Here is a 19617-nt window from a genome sequence, read left to right as displayed (position 1 = left end):
TTACCGACAGGCGGGGATTTGTCCCACAAAATCGAAAACTCAGTGATCTTATGGCTACATAGAGTGATGTTCAGGCGAGCTTGCGGGCGCCCTGTGCTGGGGTGGCGCGCAGGTAGCGGGGCTCCTGCCAGCCCTTTTCCGCGTACGCGGCGGTGACCGTACGCTGAACCGCTTCGACGCGCTCGGTGGCGGTCAGGGCGATCACCGAGCCGCCGAAGCCGCCGCCGGTCATGCGGGCGCCCCGGGCACCGCCCCGCACCGCGGCCTCCGCCGCCACGTCCAGCTCGGGCACGGTCACCTCGAACTGGTCGCGCAGCGACAGGTGGGAGGCGTTGAGCAGCGCGCCGATCTCGGCCGCCTTGCCCGCCCGCAAAAGCCCGATGAGCGCCTCGACCCGGTGGTTCTCGGTCACGACGTGCATGGTCCGCTTGCGCTCGTTGCCCGAGAGCCTGCCCAGCGCGTCCGCCAGGTCGATGACGTCGCGCAGCGCGGGCACGCCCAGCGTGCGCGCGGCCGACTCGCACTCCGCGCGGCGCTTGGCGTACTCGCCGTCGGCCAGCTCGTGGTGGGCGCGGGTGTCGATGATGAGGATCTCCAGGCCGTCGGCGGCCAGGTCGAGCGGAACGTTGCGGGAGGCCAGCGAGCGGCAGTCGAGGAAGAGCGCGTGGCCCTCCTTCGACAGCGCCGACGCCGCCTGGTCCATGATCCCGCAGGGCATGCCGACGAAGTCGTTCTCCGCCTTCTGGCCGATCAGGGCGATCTCCATGGGGGTCAGGCCCAGGTCGTACACCTCGTTGACCGCGGAGCCGACCGAGACCTCCAGCGCCGCGCTGGAGCTGAGCCCCGCGCCCTGCGGCACGTCGCCGTCAACCGCGATGTCGGCGCCGCGCACCCGGTCGCCGAGGATGGCCAGCACCCCGGCGGCGTACCGCTCCCAGCCCCGGGTGTCGTCGAGCCGCTCGCGGGTGACCGGGCCGCCCTCGGCCTGCAGCGACAGGAGGCGCACGACGCCGTCCGCGCGCGGGCTGACCGCGGCCGTCACGCCCCACGGCACCGCGAAGGGCAGGACGAAGCCGTCGTTGTAGTCGGTGTGCTCGCCGATCAGGTTGACCCGGCCGGGCGCGTGCCAGACGGTCAGGGGATCGGCGCCGAACGCCGCACGGAAAGCTTCAGTAACCCGCATAATCGAACACTCCTCAACAACGGCCCGTCCGTAGACTAGCGCCATGCGGACGCTGGCAGATCCGTCGCTGGGCTCGGTACGGGTCATGCTGAAGGCCGACGACAACAAACCGCGCAAGCTGAAGTACAACCTCGGCCACCCGCGCATCCTCACCTTCGGCGGCGCCTACTCCAACCACATCCGCGCCGTCGCCGCCGCGGGGCGCGAGCGCGGCATCGAGACGATCGGGATCATCCGCGGCGAGGAGCACCTGCCGCTCAACCCGTGCCTCGCCCACGCCGTCGCGTGCGGCATGCGCCTCGGCTATCTCGACCGGGCCACCTATCGGCTCAAGCACACGCCGGCCGTACAGGAGATGCTGCGGGAGCGGTGGGGCGAGGTGGCCATCCTGCCCGAGGGCGGCAGCAACGCGGCGGCGGTACGCGGCTGCGCGGAGCTGCCGGGCGAGATCGGCGAGCCGTACGACGTGATCTGCTGCGCGGTCGGCACCGGCGGCACGCTGGCCGGCATCTCCGCCGGGCTGCCCGAGGGGCGGCGGGCGATCGGCTTCCCGGTCCTGAAGGGCGGCGGCTTCCTGGCCGGCGAGGTGGAGCGCCTGCAGCACGAGGCCTACGGCCGCATCTGGCCCAACTGGCGCCTGGAGACCGGCTACCACTTCGGCGGCTACGCCAAGACCACCCCCGAACTCGACGCCTTCGCCGCCCACCACGGCGTGGAGAAGATCTACGTCGCCAAAATGCTCTACGGCGCCCTCGATCTGGTACGGCAGGGCGCCTTCGCCCCCGGCACCCGGATCGTCGCCCTTGTCACCTCGGGCATCCTGGAGCGATGACACGAAGCGACACCCCCGGCACGTGGGACGAGCGGACCACGCTCGACACCTTCCACGACTACGCCCGCGCCACCGTCGTGCACAAATGCGCCGGACTCGACGACGAGGCCGCCACGAAGGCCCCGCTGCCGGCCTCGCCGCTGATGACGCCCGCCGGAATCGTCAACCACCTGCGCTGGAACGAGCACTACTGGTTCGAGGTGATGTTCCTCGGCGGCACCGACCTCGGCCCCTACACCCAGGACGACCCGGACGCCGAGTTCACCGTCGCCCTGCGGGTGCCGATCGCGAGGCTGCTGGCCGAGTACGAGGAGCAGTGCGAGCGGGTCCGCCGGAAGATCGCCGGGATCGGCCTGGACACCATGTCCCACGGCACGATCGACGGCGACCGGCACGTCACGCTGCGCTGGGTGATCGGCCACATGACCGAGGAGACCGCACGCCACAACGGCCACCTCGACATCATCCGCGAACTGATCGACGGCACCAAGGGCGACTAGCGCTCGGCGCACGCCTTCGAGCGCCCGGCCGAGTCCGGCGCGCCGCCCGGCTAGCCGAGCTGGTCGAGGATCGGGGAGACGAGTTCGTTGAGCTCGCGCACCAGTACCGCGACGGCCCGCTGGGCGCTCTCCTCGACGCGCTCGTGCGGCCCCTCCGGCTCCGGCGGCAGCCCGGCCAGCGGCACCGGCGCCTCCACCAGGAGCGTCGCGCGCAGGAACGGGCTTCTGGCGAAGTCCTGCTGGGTCGGCTCGACGTACTGGCCGAACAGCTCCTGCCAGCCCTGCCAGCCGCGGTCGCGCCACCAGGCGCGCGAGCGGGTGAGCGGCTCGGGCAGCGGCGAGACGATCCGGACGCGGGCGATCAGCGTGCCGTCCCAGGTGTTGCGCGCGCAGGTGGCGTCGAGCACGCGCCGGTCCCAGCGGACGTAGCCGGGGTCGAGCGACGGCGGCGTGGCCAGCCTCCAGGCGGCACAGGCGAAGCGCACCGGAGCGATGTCGCCCCATTCGAACTCCGGCAGGTTCTTCTCCACGTGCGCGGCGTAGCGCCCGTGGCGGTCCCTGTCGAAGTCCTGATCGATCCAGAAGGCCTTGGCCATGGGATCTACCGTACGGCGCGGCGCGGGCTCGGGGGCTGAAGATCCGGGAACGTCCCTTGTGCTGAATTTTCTGACCGATTACGCTTATCTGGTCATAGAATGGAGAACGCGCATGGCCAGGCCGCCCGCCGATCCCGCGCGGCAGCGGGAGCGCGCCCACCGCGTGCTCGACGCCGCCGCCGAGCTGATCCTGCGCTGGGGCTACGACAAGACCACCATCGCGGACGTCGCGCGCGCCGCCGGCGTCGCCAAGGGCACGATCTACCTGCACTGGAAGACGCGCGAGCTGCTGTTCGCCGCGCTGCTGCGCCGCGAGCGCGTCGCCACCCTGGAGGAGGTACGGCGGGCCGATCCGGGCACCCTGCGCGAGCTGGTCGGGGTGGTGGCCGCCGAGATCATGCGCCGGCCGCTCATGCGCGCCGTGCTGCTGGCCGACACCGACGTTCTCGGCAAGCTGACCACGATGAAGGGCGCCCGTCCCCACGACCCCGGCCAGGTCGAGGCGCTGAACCGGCTGCTCGGCGCGCTCAGGAAACACGGCGCGATCCGCCCCGACCTCACCGACGCCGAGCACGTGAGCGTGCTCGCCTCGGTCGTCTTCGGGTTCCTGACCGCCACGCGGCTCACGCCGGAGCCCTACCGCGTGCCCGCGGAACGGCTGGCCGAACTGCTGGCCGACACCGCGCACCGCGCGCTCGGAGCGGGGCGCGAACCGTCGCCGCGCGAGGCCCGCGCCGTCGCGGAAGCCGTCCGCGCCTACGTCGCGCGGGCCGCGGGCATGGCCGGGCACAAGCTTGAGACCGCTCTCGAAGGGCAACTGCCATGAACGTTCTCCCTCTCGACGACGCGGCCGCCGATCTCGCCGTCGCGGGCGGGAAGGGCGCGTCGCTGACCCGGCTGAGCCGCGCCGGGCTGCCGGTCCCGCCGGGCTTCCACATCACCACCGACGCCTACCGCGCGTTCACCGCGCCCTTCCGCGAGCGGCTCGGCGCTCCCGGCGCGCGGGAGCTGTTCGCCGCGCACGAGATCCCGCCGGACCTGGCCGCCGAGATCCTCGCCGCCTACGCCAAGCTCGGCGACGGCGCGGCGGCGGTGGCGGTGCGCTCGTCGGCGACCGCCGAGGACCTGCCCGGGATGTCCTTCGCCGGCCAGCAGGACAGCTACCTGAACGTCCACTGCGTGGACCTGCTCGACGCCGTCCGCCGCTGCTGGGCCTCGCTCTGGAACCCGCGGGCCGTCGCCTACCGCGAGCGCAACCACGTCCCGCACGACGACGTGGCGCTCGCCGTGGTCGTCCAGGAACTGGTCGACGCCGACGCCGCCGGGGTCATGTTCACCGCCGACCCCGTCACCGGCGCGCGCGGGCACAGCGTGATCAACGCGGCCTGGGGACTCGGCGAAGCCGTCGTCGGCGGCCAGGTGACGCCCGACAACGCCGTGGTCGCCGGCGGGCGCGTGCGCTCGTACACCGTGGCCGACAAGGCCGTCATGACCGTGCGCGAGCCCGGAGGCACCCGCGAGCGGGAGGTCCCTGCCGCGCGCCGCTCCCAGCGCGTGCTCTCCGACGAGCAGGTCCTGCGCCTCGCCGCGCTGGGCGAGAAGATCCAGCGGCTGTACGGCACGCCCATGGACGTCGAGTGGGCCAGGCGCGGCGAGGAGTTCTTCGTCGTCCAGGCCCGCCCGATCACCGGCCTGGCCGAGGAGGTGGAGGAGTGGAACGACAGCCTCACCGGCCAATACCTGTGGACCAGCGGCAACCTCGGCGAGGCCATCCCCGACGTGATGACCCCGGTCACCTGGTCGCTGGTGCGGCTGTTCATCCGCGAGGCCATGTCCGCGTCGGCGATCCCCGGCTACCGTCTGGTCGGCAACATCGGCGGGCGCTTCTACCTGAACCTCAGCATCGCCATCTCCGCCGCCAAGGCGTTCGGCATGAGCAGCAGACTCGGCGCGATCGAGCAGGTCTTCGGCAGGATTCCGCCGGGTCTCGACGTGCCGCTGCTGCCCGCCTCCCGGTGGCAGCTGATCAAGGCCCTGCTGCCGATGGCGATCAGGGTGCGCCGCCGGGTCGCCGCCAACGTGAAGCGGCTGCGGCCCTTCCTCGCCACCGCCCGGTCGCGTTGTGAGGAGTTGCGCGAGGGCGCCGGGCTGATCTCCGAGAGCGCGGAGCTGGCCGCCTTCTGGGAGGAGGCGCTGCGGCCGTACGTCGTGGAGACCTGCCAGATGCTGGAGGCGGCCGGACGCCAGGGCGGCGCCGCGCTCGTCATGACCCGCGACAAGCTGCGCAAGATGGTCGGCGACAGCGACGCCGAGGCCATGCTCACCGGTGCCAACGCCGGCGGCGAGCTGGCCAGCATGGGCCCGATCATCGGCCTGGACAAGCTGGCCAGGGGCGAGATCGACCGGGCGGAGTTCGCCGCCGTCTACGGGCATCGCGGCGCCCACGAGTTCGAGGTGAGCGTGCCCAGGCCCGGCGAGGACCCCGGCTGGATCGACAGGCGGCTCGCCGAGGTCGCCTCCGGTGCCGCCCGCGACCTGCTCACCCGGCAGGAAGAGGCGCGCGCGGCGGCCTGGGCCCGCTTCGACCACCGCTACCCGCGCAGGGGCGCGGCGATGCGCGCGCGGGTGGACAGGTGGAACGCGATCGTCAGAGACCGGGAGGACACCCGGTCGGAGAACATGCGGGTCTTCTGGGCGATGCGCGCGTTCGTGCTGCGGGCGGGGGAGCTGACCGGCCTCGGCGACGACATCTTCTCCCTGGAGATCGACGAGATCCTCGACGTGCTGCGCGGCGGGCGCACCCCACTGGCCTCGATCCCGGTACGGCGCGCCACCTACCGGAGGTACGCCGCCCTGCCGATCTACCCCATGCTGATCGTCGGCCCCTTCGACCCGGTCCGCTGGGCCGCCTCGCCCGACCGGCGCGTCGACCTCTACGACGCCCGCGGCGGCCAGGCGCCCCCGGCGGACACGGTGTCCGGCTTCCCCGGCGCGCCCGGCGTCGTCGAGGGCGTGGCCCGCGTGCTGTCGGGTCCCGAGGAGGGCGAGCGGCTGAAGGCGGGGGAGATCCTGGTGACGACGCTGACCAACATCGGCTGGACGCCCATGTTCCCGCGCGCCGCCGCCGTCGTCACCGACATGGGCGCGCCGCTCTCCCACGCCTCGATCGTCGCCCGCGAGCTCGGCATTCCGGCCGTCGTCGGCACCGGCAACGCCACCGCGCGCATCCACGACGGCGACCGCGTCCGCGTCGACGGGGAACGGGGGACTGTGGAAGTCCTCAACGGATGACAAGACGCGTGCGAACGATCACCTCTTGTGGCCACGATGGCGGTCATGACCGACGAGATGGAATGGGAGGCACGGTGCGTCGTCTACCGGCGCGCCAAGCTGGCCCTCGACCGGGCGCCGGCCGCCTCATGCGACGACGGATACGCGCCTCGATTGCTGACCGGTTGCGTGGCACCGGTTGTCTCCTCCCCGTCAATGCTTCACCCCGGGCCGCGGGCCGATCTACAGTGCGGGCGTGACGACGGACAGTGACGGTGATCGCCGTGCGCTCGTACGCGCGCTGGTGGCCGAGTTCGCCCCCCAGGAACTCCCCGACTTCGACCTGATGACCGGCGTGTACTTCGCCGCCCCCGGAGCCGCCCGCCGCGCGCGCAGGGCCCGCGACGAGCCCGGTGCCTCCGGCATCGACCTGGGCGACCCCACCCTCACCAACCTGCTGTGGGCCGTCGTCGGCGGCCTCATGACCGAGATGGTGGTCGCCGGCGTGCGCGACGGCAGGTCCAGGCTGCGGCGCCGCCGCGAGCGCCGCGGGGCGGGCGGCCCTGACGCGCCGGTGCCCGATCTGGGCGAATCCGGCGACCAGGCCAGGCGGCGCATCGCCAAGGATCTGGAGGCCGCCGGCCGCGACCACGCGGAGGCCATCGCCGAACGCGCCGTGGACCGCTGGCGCCGCCGAGACTGGACCCCTCCCCAGTGAGCGGCGGGGAGCGTCCCGGCAACCCGTTCCTGTTACCGGCGGCGACCACCTCCCGCTTCGTTCTGCTGGTCACGATCGTGCTCGCGGCCGCGGCCTCCTCCTTCGACCTGGTCGCGGGCGGCGCCTCGCAGTGGAGCGCGGCCTACGCGCCCTGCGACCTCGCCGCCGACGCAGCCGCCCGAGCCGGCACCCGGGACGCGCGGGCGCTGGCCGCCGGCTACCTCGGCTGCCTGCGCGCGGTCGGCCTGGAGCGGGCCGCGGTCGCGCTGGGCGCCATGCTCGCGGTGGCCGTCGCGATCCTGGTCCTGTACCTGGTCAGGCCCCGGCTGACGATCGCTCGCCAGCATCTGGTGCCCGCGGGAGAGGAGCTGTCGGGCCTGGTCGCGGGGCTGGCGGCAGAGGAGGGGCTGCGCCGTACGCCCGAGGTGCTTCTCGACGCCAACCGCGGCACGCCGGGCGGGCGCGCGTTCGGCCGCTACCCGCGCTACTACCTCCGCCTCAACATCGGAACGCTCCACGAGGCCAGGCGGCGCGGCGACCGGAGCGAGCTGAAGGCGATCGTCCTGCACGAGCTCGCCCACCTCCGCAACCGCGACGTGGACCTGACCAACCTCACGCTGTCGGCCGTGTGGGTCTTCGCGGTGCTGGTCGGCGCGCCGCTGCTGGTCCACACCGCGATCTTCGATCCGGTACGGCTGGCGCCCCTGTCGATCAGGACCCTGGTCGGCGTCGTCCTGGTCGTCCTGCTGGCGGCGTCGGTGCTGCGCGCCCGCGAGCACTACGCGGACGTGCGGGCGGCGATGTCCGGCGGCGCCCCGGTCAGCTCCTGGGGCGATGTGAAGGGCAGCCTGGTCAGGCTGCTGCGGCTGCATCCGCGCGCGGCCGACCGGGCCGAGGTGGTCCGGCAGCCGGGGCGGTTGCTGCGGTGGATGCCGGGCGAGGCGCTGGGCGCCGGGATCGCGGCCGGGCTGGTGCTGCCGCACCTGATGGAGTTCGTCAGCCTGTGGCTGAGCAACCTGGATCGGCTGGCGTACCTGGCGAGCGCCTTGCTCGCGGGGCTGCCGGTGGCGGCGATCCTGCTGGCCGGGGCGTTCCGTGCGACGCTCGCGGCCATGGCGGCCGGCCGGCCCGCGCCCAGGGGCGTCGCGGCGGGGGTGGCGCTGGCGGCGGGAATCGTCCTGGGCCTGCTGGGCGCGCCGAGCCGGATGCGCCTGTCCTGGGCGGAGTCCATCGCCGCCGCGCCCGTGGCCGCCGCCGTCATGGCGGTCTTCCTGCTCGCGCTGTGCGTGACGTACGTGCGCTGGCTGTCGGCGTGCGCCGGCGCGTGGCTGCCCGTGGCGAGGTCGCGCACGCTGTCGCCCGTCTATCTGGGCGCCCTGGTGCCGGCCACGTTGCTGTTCGGGCCCTTCTTCGGCGCCTGGGTCATGTCCGCCGCCATCGGCATCGAGACGCGCGCGCCCGGCACGGCCGTCTGGGCGATCCTGATGTCGGTGTTCGATGCCGGGAAGCTGACCGTCCTGCTCCTGGCCGCGCTGTATCCGCTGGGCTCCTGGCTGCTGTACACCTCGCGAGCGCGGGGGCGGCGGCTGTACCTGGACTCGCCGCGGGAGTACGCCCTGCCGGCCGCCCGGGTCAGGCCGCTCGTGGCGCTCGCCCCCGCCGCGGTCCTGACGTCGCTGGTCGTGGCCGCGGAACTGGCCACGACGGAGCCGATTCTGCTGTCGCTGATCGCCGGGTTCGGCCCGGGTGTGCGTACCGACTCCCTCGGCGACATGATGGCCGTGGCCGCCGCGATCGTCGTCGTCCTGGGGCTGCTGCAGACGCTGATCGCGGTCGTGGTGTCGGCGTTCACCGGCCGCGGGCTGGGTCCTTCGCATGCCGTCCTGGCCGCGGTCGCCGGAGGGCTGGGCTGTTCGGTGGCGATCGTCTGGGAGCCGCTGGCCAGGACGTGTGCCACCGGGCAGTGCGTGGCCGCGGACCTCCTGTCCCAGTTCGCCGCGCTGTGCATGGGCGTGCTCGGCTTCGGGGTGCCGGTGAGCCTGCTGGGAGCGGGTGCGGTGAGCGCGGTGCGCGCCCTCGTGGCGTTGACGTCCCCGGCTCCCGTCCGGCCCCTGGTGCGCCCGGCGCGTGCGTGGCTGCGCCGTACGCTGGCGGCCGGCGCCCTGGGGGCGTCGGCGCTGTGGATCGCCGGGACGGCGCCGAACTGGCTGCTGCAGTACGGCTTCGTCGACCTCCGGCAGAGCAGCAGCTTCGTCATCGCGGGGAACGCCGTCTCGCCGGGCCCGCCCGGCACGGTCACCGACCGCGAGGCGTGCGCGGCGATGGCGAACGCCTCGCTGGCGCCGAACATCGGAGACGGTTACTACACCGCGTGGGCGACCGCCTTCGTCAGGCTCGGCGCCGGCCGGAGCCCTTTCCTGGTGACGCTCGGGCAGGTCGGCTACGCCGACGCCCGTGCCGCCCAGTACCGTTTGCGGGACTTCACCACCCCGCTCAACGCGTACTGCGTGCGGGTCAGTTAGTGGAGAAGGTGAACCAGTTGACGTTGACGAAGTCGGCCGGTTGGCCGCTGCTGAAGGTCAGGTAGACCGTGTGGGTGCCGGTCACCGGTGCGATGTTGGCGGGTACGGTGCGCCAGCTCTGCCATCCGCCGGTGTTCGCCAGCGCGAAGTCGCCGATCGGCGGCGCGGTCGGGCTGCCGAGGCGGACCTGGACGAGCCCGCTCACCCCGCCCGCGGCCCCGGAGGCCACCCGGGCGCGGAACTGGGTGGCGGCGGTGCCACCGAAGCGGACGTTGTCGAAGCGCAGCCAGTCGCCGTTGGTGATCGCGCCGACGTTCTGGCCGCCGCCGGTGTCGGTGGTCGTCTCGACGATGGTGCCCGACTGGGCCTGGTGGCGCTCGGCCTGGATGGTGGAGCGGGCGTCGACGTCACCCGGCGGATCGGTGGGGGTGGGGCCGGTGGTGCCGCTCTGCCAGACGGCCACGTAGTCGACGACCATCGGCCGGCCCGAGACGGTCGCGGCGGTGGGGGTGGAGAATCCGGCCACGCCGTCGGGGAAGGCGCCGCCCATGGCCACGTTCAGCAGGATGAAGTAGCCGGCGTGACCGGTCATGTTGTTCCAGGTCGCGGCGTCGAACTGCGACTGGCTGACCGAGTGGAACTGCTGGCCGTCCACGTACCAGCGCAACTGGTTGGGCGAGACGCTGCGGTCCCACTCGAACCGGTAGGTGTGGAAGGCCGACTGGCAGGAGGCGCCGGGGCAGGCGCGGCTGGCGCCGAGGCCGCTGAACTCGTTGCACGGCCCGCCGGGCGCGACGCCGCAGTGGAGCACGGCCCACACCGAGTTGATGCCGTTGACGTTCTCCATGATGTCGAACTCGCCGATGCCCGGCCAGTTCCAGTAGTTCCCCCGGTACGGCGAGCCGAGCGCCCAGAACGCCGGCCAGTAGCCGAGCGCGGCCTGCCCGGTCACGTTGGGCATCTGGATCCTGCCCTCGATGCGCAGCACGCGGCCGTCGGCGGGCTTGAAGTCGGAGCGGCGGGTCTCGATGCGGGCGGAGGTCCAGTCGCGGTTGGCGCCGTGCGGGGTGATGCGCAGGTTGCCGGTTCCGTCGAGGCTGAGGTTGGAGGGGCTGGAGGTGTAGTTCTGGATCTCGCCGGTGCCCCAGTTGGCGGGGCCGCCCGGGTAGGAGTGGCCGGTGTCGATGATCCAGTTGCCGGAGTCCGGTAACGATCCGGCGGGGCCGTTGAAGTCGTCGGCCCAGACCAGCGACCACCCGGAGGGCGGGGGCGGCACGGCGGCCGAGGCGGCGAGAGCGGCGTACAGGACGAGGGAGAAGGCGGCCGACAAGGCGGCGGCGGCGACGGCGAGACGGCGGCGCGGCATCACTGCTCCTAGCGGGGGGTGAATGGTGCAGAGAGCGCTCTCACACCTGAAAGAAACATACGGTTAGCGCCGTGTCAACCTGGATGAGAGCGCTCTCGCGTCTGGGCGGTTCGCATGTTGTTCGACGTCCCGTCACCTGACCGGCCTAGGGTGCGCGCCATGAGACGTTTCGCCATCGTGATGTGCGCCGGCGCGCTGGCCTTCGGGACTGCCGCGGTCCCGGCCACCGCCACCCCCGAGCGCGGTTTCGGCAGGGCCGCCCTGGCCGGGTTCGCGTCGTTGCCCGCGCAGACGTACGTGCCGGGCAGCGAGCGGTCCGGCGCGCAGCTGGGCACGGCTCCCGTCAACGGGCTCACCCCGCCCTTCCCCGGTCAGCCCGTGCAGGGATTCAGCGGCATCGCCCGCCGCCACGACGGAGGCTACGACGTCCTGTCCGACAACGGCTTCGGCGCCCAGGCCAACAGCGCCGACTTCCTGCTGCGCGTGCACCACGTACGCCCCGACTTCCGGGCGAAGAAGCTGAGCCTGCGCGGCGGCTTCAACCTGTCCGACCCGCGTAAGCTCGTGCCCTTCCCGCTCACCCGCCCCGACCGCAAGCTGACCGGCGCCGACTTCGACGTCGAGTCGATCGTGCGCTCGCTCGACGGCACCTACTGGTTCGGCGACGAGTTCGGCCCGTTCCTGCTGCACGCCAACGCGCGCGGTGAGCTGCTCGACGCGCCGGTCCCGCTGCCCGGCGTGAAGGCCCCGGAGAACCCCGGCCTCAACGGCGAGCAGCCGAACCTCGGCCGCAGCAAGGGCTTCGAGGGCATGGCCAGATCCGTGGACGGGCGCCGCCTGTACCCGCTGCTGGAGGGGACCGTGACCGGCGACCCCGCGGGCACGCTGCGCATGTACGAGTTCGACCTGCGTAAGCGCTCCTACGGCGAGCGCCGCTGGACCTACCGCCTGGAGGACCCCTCGCACGCGATCGGCGACGCCATCGCCGTGGACCGCCACCGCTTCCTGATCATCGAGCGGGACAACCTCCAGGGGGCCGAGGCCCGCTTCAAACGCGTCTACCTGGCCGACACCCGCGACAGGGACCGCGACGGCGCCCTCGACAAGACCCAGGTGGCCGACCTGCTCGACCTCGCGGCCCCGGGCGGCGCCACCTTCACCTTCCCGTTCCAGACCATCGAGGACGTCATCATCCTCGACGACCGCACGCTGGGCATCCTCAACGACAACAACTTCCCGTTCTCCTCCGGCCGCACCGCGGGCGCGCCCGACGACAACGAGTTCATCAAAGTACGGCTGACGCGCGGGCTGCGCGCCGACCCCCGCGTCTACCTCTGAGGAACGCCCAGCCGGGCCACCCGGTTGCGTACCCCCTCGAAGTGGGCGCGGACGGCGGCGATCGCGGCGCTCTTGTCACCGGCCGTCACCGCGGCGTAGATGTCGCGGTGACGGCGGGCGACGTCGGCGGGCGGCTCGTCCGGGGCGCCGATCTGGTCGCGTAGCTGGTGGTAGACGTCCCAGAACGCGCCGAGCAGCTGACTGACCAGGGGGTTGCCCAGCGGGCGGTAGAGCACGTCGTGGAAGAGCCGGTCGATCTCGGGGGAGACCCCGCCGCGCTCGGCCTCGTCCTCCATCCTGGCCATGACCTCGGCGGCGGCCGACAGGTCGGCCTCCGGGCCCAGGTCGATGAGCTTCTGGACGAGGCCGGTCTCCAGCATCTCGCGGATCTCGACGAGGTGGGCGATGTGGCTGCGGCCGTCCTGCAGGGTGATGCGGCTGTGGAAGGTCAGCTCGTCCACGAGGCCGGCCAGCGACATCCGGCCGACGAACATGCCGAAGCCGTGGCGGATGTCCACGATCCCGACGGCCTGGAGCGCCTTGAGCGCCTCCCTGACCGAGTTGCGGCTGATGCCGAGCTCCTCCATGAGCTCCGACTCGGTGGGCAGGGGATCCCCAGCGGCCAGGCCGCGCCCGAGAATGATCTCCTTGACGGCCTCCTGGGCCTCGACGGCACGGCTGGGTCGTGAACGCATGTAGAGCCCCTTCTTGGCGATCACTGCGTAACATTCCGGAAACCATCCGTTGACCGCAAGCTGTCTCCCGGCTTAGCGTCCACGTTACGCACAAGATAGGACATGGGATGTCCCACGTTCTACCCCTGGCCATTTCCGGCCAGCGTATCCCCCAGGAGGCATCCGTGAGCCCTGAGTTCAGCCGCCGCGACTTCCTGCGCTACACCAGCGCCTCGGCGTTCGTCGTCGCCACCGTCGCTGCCTGCAGCGGCGGCCCCGCCTCGACCGGCTCCGTCGGCGCCGGATCGGACAAGGACCTCATCACCGCCGTCATCGGCTACGGCAACGACCAGAGCTGGGACCCCACCCAGACGGCGTCGGCCTTCGCCATGGCCGGCATCACCCACATCTACGAAGGCCTGCTCGACACCGATCCGATCACGCGCGAGCCGTACCCCGCGCTGGCGACGGCGCTGCCGGCGGACCTCAACGCGACGAGCTGGACCTTCACCCTCCGCGAAGGCGCCACGTGGCACGACGGGCAGCCCGTGACCGCCGACGACGTGGTCTTCACCTTCGAGCGGGTCCTGGACCCGGCGGCCAACGTGCTGGTCGGCAACTTCTTCAAGGCCTGGCTGAAGGAGGTCAAGAAGACCGGCGAACGCAGCGTCGAGCTGGTCTTCAACTTCCCCTTCCCGGACGCGGCGCCGCGCCTGACCATCGCCAAGATCATGCCCAAGCACGTGTTCGGCGCCGCCGGTGGCTGGGACGCGGCCAAGGGCGGCAAGGCGGTCGGCTCCGGGCCGTACAAGATGACCGCGCACAACCCCAAGTCCAACACCGCCTTCGAGGCCTTCGCCGGCTACAACGGCCCGCGCCCGGCCACCGCCAAGCGCATGAACTGGCTGACCATCGTGGACGCCGCCGCCCGCGTGGCCAAGATCTCCGGCGGCGGCGCCGAGGCCCAGATCGCCGACAACATCCCCTACGCCAACATCGACCGGCTCAAGCAGCAGGGCCTGAACGTCGAGGGCGGCAAGGGCATGAACCACCTGTTCCTCATGTTCAACACCGCCGCCAAACCCTTCGACGACGTGCGCGTACGGCAGGCGCTCCACTACGCCATCGACCGCGAGAAGATGATCGACGTGGCGCTCAAGGGCCACGGCACGCCCTCCAGCTCGTTCCTCAACGAGGGCCACCCCGACCACAAGCGCGCGGCGGTCGTCTACGACCACGACCCGGACAAGGCCAGGGCGCTGCTCAAGGAGGCGGGCGTCACCAACCTGACGGTCAACCTCATGGCGGTCAACGTGAGCTGGCTGGCCGACTGCCTGCCCACGATCGCCGCCTCCTGGGAGGCGATCGGCGTCAAGACCACGCTGGAGCCGCAGGACACCGCGGCGCTGTTCGCCAAGATGGACCAGATGCAGGACTACCAGGTGGTCGCGGCGGCCTCCAACCCCAACCAGTTCGGCATGGACGCCGACCTGATCCTGCACTACAACTATGTGCCCGACGGCCTGTGGATGAAGTACTCCCACTGGGAGGCGAGCAAGGACGCCAAGGCCCTGTTCCGCATGATGGACGAGGCCACCCGCGAGCCGGACAAGGCCCAGAAGACCGCCCTGGTCCAGAAATATCTGGATGTGATCGCTGAGCAGGCCGTCCTCTACCCGGTCGTCCACACCGAGCTGATGACGGCCTGGGACGCGAAGAAACTGTCGGGCATCCGCGCCCAGGCCTACCCCGGTATCAACCTCCTGCAGGCCAAAAGGACATGATCCTCGTCGCCCGGATGCTGGTCCGCCGCGTCCTGATCCTCGTCCCGCTGCTGCTCGGCGTCATCGCGTTCGTCTTCATCGTGATGCGCTTCTCCTCCAGCAAGCCCGAGTACGCCTACTTCCAGGGCGCCAACCCGACCGCCGAGCAGATCCGCCAGTTCCAGCTGGAGAACGGCCTGCTCGACCCGCTGCCGGTGCGCTACCTGCGCTTCGTCGGCGAGCTGGCCACCGGCGACATGGGCACCAGCGTGCTCACGAAGAAGCCGGTGCTGGAGTCGGTGCTCACCGCGCTGCCGCTGACGCTCCAGCTCACCCTGCTCGGGCTGGCCGTCGCGACCGTGCTGGCGCTGGTGTTCGGCGTCACCGCGGCGCTGTTCCGCGACCGCTGGCCCGACCAGGTGATCCGGCTGGTGTCGCTGGTCGGCGTGGCCGCTCCGGCGTTCTGGCTGGCGCTGCTGATGATCCAATGGCTGGCCGTGGGGGAGGGGCTGTTCCCGACCGGCGGCTACATCAACCCCGCCGACTCCACCGCCGGCTGGCTGCGCTCGATGACGCTGCCCGCCCTGTCGCTGTCGCTGCCCGTCGCCGCCCAGCTCATCCGCATCGTACGCACCTCGATGGTCGAGGAACTCGACCGCGACTACGTCCGCACCGCCATCGGCAGCGGCCTGCCGCCGGTCGTCGTGGTCGGCCGCAACGTGCTGCGCAACGCCCTCATCAACCCGCTGACCGTGCTCGGCCTGCGCATCGGCTACCTCATCGGCGGCGCGGTCGTGATCGAGCAGATCTACGGCCTGCCCGGCATGGGCCAGCTCATGATCAACGCGGTGCGCGACGGCGACCCCGCCGTGGTGCAGGGTGTGGTGCTGACCATCGCGGTCGGGTTCATGCTGGTCAACCTGCTCGTCGACATCCTGTACCTGCTGGTCAACCCCCGCCTCAGGAGCGCCGCATGAGACGAGGACTCGCCGATCGGCTGGCCCGGCCGGGCATCGCCTTCCGCCGCCTGCCACCGCTGTCGTGGGCGGCCGTCGTGATGATCGCGCTGGTCGTGCTCGCCGCGTTGTTCGCGCCGCTGCTGGCGCCGCACTCGCCGTACTTCCAGGAGGCCGCCGGCGGCGGCCCGTCGGCCGCGCACTGGATGGGGCTCGACAGCGCCAACCGCGACATCCTTTCGAGGCTCCTGTACGGCGCGCGCTTCTCCCTGCTCATCGGCCTCGGCGCCACCGGACTGGCCCTGCTGGCCGGTGCGGTCGTGGGCGCGATCGCCGCCACCTCCCGCAAGGCCGTCGACGAGACGCTGATGCGCCTGCTCGACGTGGTCATGGCCTTCCCCGGCATCGCGCTCGCCGCCGTGCTCGTGGCCGTCTTCGGCGGCAGCGTCCCGGTGCTCGTCATGGCCATGGCCTTCCTGTACATGCCGTCCGTGGCCCGCGTCGTGCGCGCCAACGTGCTGGCCCAGTACGGGGAGGACTACGTCGCCGCGGAACGGGTCATCGGGGCGCGCACGCCGTACATCGTGATCAGGCATGTCGCGGTGAACACCGCCGCGCCCGTGCTGGTCTTCTGCACGGTGATGGTCGCTGACGCGATCGTGTTCGAGGCGTCGCTGTCCTTCATCGGCGCCGGGGTACGCCCGCCGGACCCCTCCTGGGGCAGCGTCATCGCCGACGGCAAGAACATGGTGCTGCTCGGCGGCTGGTGGGCCACGGTCTTCCCCGGCCTGCTGATCCTGCTCACGGTGCTCGCGCTCAACATCTTGTCCGAGGGCATCTCCGACGCCTGGGCCGCGCCCGCCGCCCGCACCGCGCCGCCCGCCCGCGACGAGGACGCCTTCGAGCGGGCCGTGCCCGGCTCCGGCCAGGTCACCGAGCTGCCCGGCCTGGAGGAGGCGGCGCGCCGCCTGGCCGAGCGCGCCCGCCCGCTGCCCACGGGGCCGCCGATCCTCGCCGTGGAGAACCTCGCGATCGGCTTCGAGCACCGGCACGGCGGCGTGGACATCGTCGACGGCATCTCCTTCGACGTACGGCCCGGCGAGGTGCTCGGCCTGGTCGGCGAGTCCGGCTGCGGCAAGTCGCTGACCGCGCTGACCATCATGGGCCTGCCGCCGCGCGAGGCCAGGGTCCGCGGGCACATCCGCTTCGACCAGCGCGAACTGATCGCCCTGCCGCGCCGCGCCCGCAGGCGGCTGCTCGGCCACGAGATGGCGATGATCTACCAGGACGCGCTCTCCTCCCTGAACCCCGCCATGACCATCCGCGCCCAGCTCAAACAGCTCACCCGGCGCGGCGGCCGGCGCACGCCCGCCGACCTGCTGGCCCTGGTCGGGCTCGACGCCGCCCGCACACTCTCCGCCTACCCGCACGAGCTGTCGGGCGGGCAGCGGCAGCGGGTGCTCATCGCCATGGCGCTCTCGCGCGAGCCCAAGCTGATCGTCGCCGACGAGCCCACCACCGCGCTCGACGTCACCGTGCAGGCGCAGGTCATCGAGCTGCTGCTGCGGCTGCGGGAGGAGCTCGGGTTCGCGCTCGTGCTCGTCTCGCACGACCTCGCGCTGGTCGCCGACGTCACCGACCGCGTGGTCGTCATGTACGGCGGGCAGATTGTCGAGACCGGCGCCACGGCCACGCTGGTCGGGGCGCCCGCGCACCATTATGCCCGCGGCCTGCTCGGATCGGTGCTGTCACTGGAGTCGGGGGCCGAACGGCTCACCCAGATCCCCGGCGTGGTTCCCTCGCCGGCCGGCTTCCCCGCCGGGTGCCGCTTCGCCGACCGCTGCCCGATGGCCAGTGCGGTCTGCCACACCTCGCGGCCGTCGCTGGAGGGCGACGCGCACGCGCACGCCGTGGCCTGCCACCACCCCGCGCTCACGCCGGCGGGAGTCCGAGGAGAAGAGCATGTCTGAACCCGCCGTCTCCGTTCCGGTAGCCGAGGTTTCGGGCGTCCACGTCGTGCACAAGGCGCGCTCCGGCGGGTTGTTCTCCCGCGACCGCGTCTACGCGCTGACCGCCGCCGACCTGGCCGTCGCGCCCGGCGAGACCGTCGGCGTCGTGGGCGAGTCGGGGTGCGGCAAGTCCACGCTGGCCAGGGTGCTGGTCGGGTTGCAGCGGCCCACCGAGGGGACCGTACGCGTCCAGGGCCGCGACCTGTGGGCCACGAAGGAGCCGGAACGCCGCGAGCTGATCGGCACCGGCGTCGGCATGATCTTCCAGGACCCGTCCACCGCGCTCAACCGCCGCCTGCCCGTCGCCCAGGTGCTGCGCGACCCGCTCAACGTGCACCGCCGTGGCACCCCGCGCCAGCGCGACGAGCGCGTACGCGAGCTGCTCGACCTCGTCGGCCTGCCGCAGAGCGCCGCCGACGCGCTGCCCGGCCAGCTGTCCGGCGGGCAGCGGCAGCGGGTCGCCGTGGCCAGGGCGCTCGCGCTGGAGCCCGGCCTCGTCGTCGCCGACGAGCCGACCAGCGCGCTCGACGTGTCGGTACGCGCCCAGATACTCAACCTGCTGCTCGACCTCAAGGCCCGGCTGGGTCTGGCGCTCGTGTTCGTTTCGCATGACATTCAGACCGTGCGGCGGATGAGCGACCGGGTGGTCACCATGTACCTCGGCAGGATCGTCGAGCAGGCTCCCGCCGCCGGCGTGCCCGGCGGGGCGCGGCACCCGTACACGCGGGCGCTGTTCTCGGCCACCCCGGGGCTCATCTCGCCGATCAACCCGATCCCGCTGGTCGGCGCGGTGCCGTCGGCGACCAGGCCGCCGAGCGGCTGCCCGTTCCGCACCCGGTGCTGGCGGGCCGACGACGCCTGTGCCGCGGAGATGCCGGCCGTACTGCATGAGGGCGGTCATCTCTTCCACTGCCACCACCCCGTGACCGCGGGGGCGACAGACCTCGACCTGATCCAGGAGCGCGCATGATGTTGACCGGTGTGATTCCGCCGGTGTGTACCCCGATGACGCCGGAGCACGAGGTGGACGCCGCCTCGCTCGTCCGGCTGATCGACCATCTGCTGGACGGGGGCGTGGACGGGTTGTTCGTGCTCGGCTCCTCCTCGGAGGTGGCCTACCTGACCGACGCCCAGCGCGCGCTCGTGCTGGAGACGGTCGTGGGCCACGTGGGCGGGCGGGTGCCGGTGCTGGCCGGGGTGATCGACATGACCACGCCGCGGGTCCTGGAACACGCCCGTGCCGCCCGCGCCGCCGGAGCCGACGCCCTCGTCGCCACCGCGCCCTTCTACACCCGCACCCACCCCGCCGAGATCCGCACCCACTTCCGTATCCTCGCCGAGCGGGCCGGCCTGCCCGTCTACGCCTACGACCTGCCTGTGTCCGTCCACACCAAGCTCACCGCCGACCTGCTGCTCGACCTGGCCGCCGACGGCGCGCTCGCCGGGCTCAAGGACTCCAGCGGCGACGACGGCGCCATGCGCCAGGTCATCCTCGGCCGGCCCGCGGGCTTCAGCGTGCTGACCGGTTCGGAGATCACCGTGGACTCCGCCCTGGCCATGGGGGCCGACGGCGTCGTACCCGGGCTGGGGAACGTCGACCCGCACGGCTACGTCCGCCTGACCGCCGCCGCGGCGCGCGGCGACGCGGCCGCGGCCAGGGAGGAGCAGGAGCGGCTGGTGCGCCTCTTCCAGATCGTGCGCGTCGGCGGTTCGCGCATGGGCGGCAGCTCGGCCGGGCTCGGCGCCTTCAAGGCCGCGTTGTGCCTGCGCGGCATCATCGACCACCCCACCACCGCCCCGCCCCAGACCCCGCTCAACGCCGACGAGACCGGCCGTATCGGCAAACTCCTCGCCGCCGCGGGCCTGATGTGACCTCGTGATGGTACGGCC

General features: G+C 72.2%; 16 protein-coding genes. 12 read left to right on the top strand and 4 right to left on the bottom strand.

Going from position 1 to position 19617, the window contains the following annotated elements; genetic code table 11:
• Window positions 1–70: 70 nt before the first annotated feature.
• Window positions 71–1183, bottom strand: a complete 1113-nt coding sequence (gene galK, locus ACFWYW_RS10670; protein WP_379619592.1) for a galactokinase — start codon at window positions 1181–1183, stop codon at window positions 71–73.
• Window positions 1184–1226: 43 nt separating this feature from the next.
• Between galK and ACFWYW_RS10665 the strand changes: the two genes are divergently transcribed.
• Window positions 1227–2015: a 1-aminocyclopropane-1-carboxylate deaminase/D-cysteine desulfhydrase gene (locus ACFWYW_RS10665; RefSeq protein ID WP_379619590.1), complete on the top strand. Its 789-nt coding sequence runs from the start codon at window positions 1227–1229 to the stop codon at window positions 2013–2015.
• Window positions 2012–2515 (top strand): DinB family protein, encoded by a 504-nt coding sequence (locus tag ACFWYW_RS10660; RefSeq protein ID WP_379619588.1) that lies wholly within the window; start codon window positions 2012–2014, stop codon window positions 2513–2515. Before ACFWYW_RS10665 ends, ACFWYW_RS10660 begins: the two co-directional genes overlap by 4 nt.
• A gap of 50 nt (window positions 2516–2565) precedes the next feature.
• Here the strand turns inward: ACFWYW_RS10660 and ACFWYW_RS10655 are convergent, their stop codons facing one another.
• Window positions 2566–3111: a hypothetical protein gene (locus ACFWYW_RS10655; protein ID WP_379619586.1), complete on the bottom strand. Its 546-nt coding sequence runs from the start codon at window positions 3109–3111 to the stop codon at window positions 2566–2568.
• 112 nt (window positions 3112–3223) lie between these two features.
• Between ACFWYW_RS10655 and ACFWYW_RS10650 the strand changes: the two genes are divergently transcribed.
• From ACFWYW_RS10650 to ACFWYW_RS10635, 4 genes are all read left to right on the top strand, one after another.
• A complete protein-coding gene (locus ACFWYW_RS10650) occupies window positions 3224–3937 on the top strand; it encodes a TetR/AcrR family transcriptional regulator (protein WP_379619584.1) in 714 nt (237 codons plus the stop codon).
• Entirely contained in the window at window positions 3934–6402 is a 2469-nt protein-coding gene (locus tag ACFWYW_RS10645; protein WP_379619582.1) for a PEP/pyruvate-binding domain-containing protein, read from the top strand. Before ACFWYW_RS10650 ends, ACFWYW_RS10645 begins: the two co-directional genes overlap by 4 nt.
• Before the next feature lie 235 nt (window positions 6403–6637).
• Entirely contained in the window at window positions 6638–7099 is a 462-nt protein-coding gene (locus ACFWYW_RS10640; protein ID WP_379619580.1) for a hypothetical protein, read from the top strand.
• Complete coding sequence (locus tag ACFWYW_RS10635; protein ID WP_379619578.1) at window positions 7096–9621, top strand: M48 family metalloprotease; 2526 nt, start codon at window positions 7096–7098, stop codon at window positions 9619–9621. The genes ACFWYW_RS10640 and ACFWYW_RS10635 overlap by 4 nt, the downstream gene beginning before the upstream one ends.
• On the opposite strand, the gene ACFWYW_RS10630 is transcribed toward ACFWYW_RS10635, so the two are convergent.
• Entirely contained in the window at window positions 9614–10987 is a 1374-nt protein-coding gene (locus ACFWYW_RS10630) for a glycoside hydrolase family 16 protein (protein WP_379619576.1), read from the bottom strand. The genes ACFWYW_RS10635 and ACFWYW_RS10630 overlap by 8 nt on opposite strands.
• A 159-nt stretch (window positions 10988–11146) precedes the next feature.
• Here ACFWYW_RS10630 and ACFWYW_RS10625 point away from each other — a divergent pair, with 159 nt between their 5' ends.
• The gene (locus ACFWYW_RS10625) at window positions 11147–12325 is read left to right on the top strand and encodes an esterase-like activity of phytase family protein (protein ID WP_379619574.1); all 1179 of its coding nucleotides are present in this window, start codon (window positions 11147–11149) and stop codon (window positions 12323–12325) included.
• Here the strand turns inward: ACFWYW_RS10625 and ACFWYW_RS10620 are convergent.
• Entirely contained in the window at window positions 12316–13020 is a 705-nt protein-coding gene (locus ACFWYW_RS10620) for a FadR/GntR family transcriptional regulator (protein ID WP_379632762.1), read from the bottom strand. The two genes, ACFWYW_RS10625 and ACFWYW_RS10620, sit on opposite strands and share 10 nt — an antisense overlap.
• 164 nt (window positions 13021–13184) lie before the next feature.
• Between ACFWYW_RS10620 and ACFWYW_RS10615 the strand changes: the two genes are divergently transcribed.
• Genes ACFWYW_RS10615 through ACFWYW_RS10595 form a run of 5 tightly spaced genes read left to right on the top strand, consistent with a single transcriptional unit; the run spans window position 13185 to window position 19599 of the window.
• Entirely contained in the window at window positions 13185–14783 is a 1599-nt protein-coding gene (locus tag ACFWYW_RS10615) for an ABC transporter substrate-binding protein (protein ID WP_379619570.1), read from the top strand.
• Window positions 14780–15739 (top strand): ABC transporter permease, encoded by a 960-nt coding sequence (locus ACFWYW_RS10610; RefSeq protein ID WP_379619568.1) that lies wholly within the window; start codon window positions 14780–14782, stop codon window positions 15737–15739. Before ACFWYW_RS10615 ends, ACFWYW_RS10610 begins: the two co-directional genes overlap by 4 nt.
• Window positions 15736–17688 carry a dipeptide/oligopeptide/nickel ABC transporter permease/ATP-binding protein gene (locus tag ACFWYW_RS10605; protein WP_379619566.1) on the top strand — a complete coding sequence of 651 codons (1953 nt, stop codon included), beginning with the start codon at window positions 15736–15738 and terminating at the stop codon, window positions 17686–17688. Before ACFWYW_RS10610 ends, ACFWYW_RS10605 begins: the two co-directional genes overlap by 4 nt.
• Window positions 17681–18697, top strand: a complete 1017-nt coding sequence (locus ACFWYW_RS10600) for an oligopeptide/dipeptide ABC transporter ATP-binding protein (RefSeq protein ID WP_379619564.1) — start codon at window positions 17681–17683, stop codon at window positions 18695–18697. The genes ACFWYW_RS10605 and ACFWYW_RS10600 overlap by 8 nt, the downstream gene beginning before the upstream one ends.
• Entirely contained in the window at window positions 18694–19599 is a 906-nt protein-coding gene (locus ACFWYW_RS10595) for a dihydrodipicolinate synthase family protein (protein ID WP_379619562.1), read from the top strand. The genes ACFWYW_RS10600 and ACFWYW_RS10595 overlap by 4 nt, the downstream gene beginning before the upstream one ends.
• Window positions 19600–19617 lie beyond the last annotated feature (18 nt).

It is taken from the genome of Nonomuraea sp. NPDC059023 (assembly GCF_042740095.1).
Taxonomy (GTDB): domain Bacteria; phylum Actinomycetota; class Actinomycetes; order Streptosporangiales; family Streptosporangiaceae; genus Nonomuraea.
The sequence above is the reverse complement of the archived record's forward strand: the minus strand, read 5'-3'. Positions and strand labels throughout refer to the sequence as shown.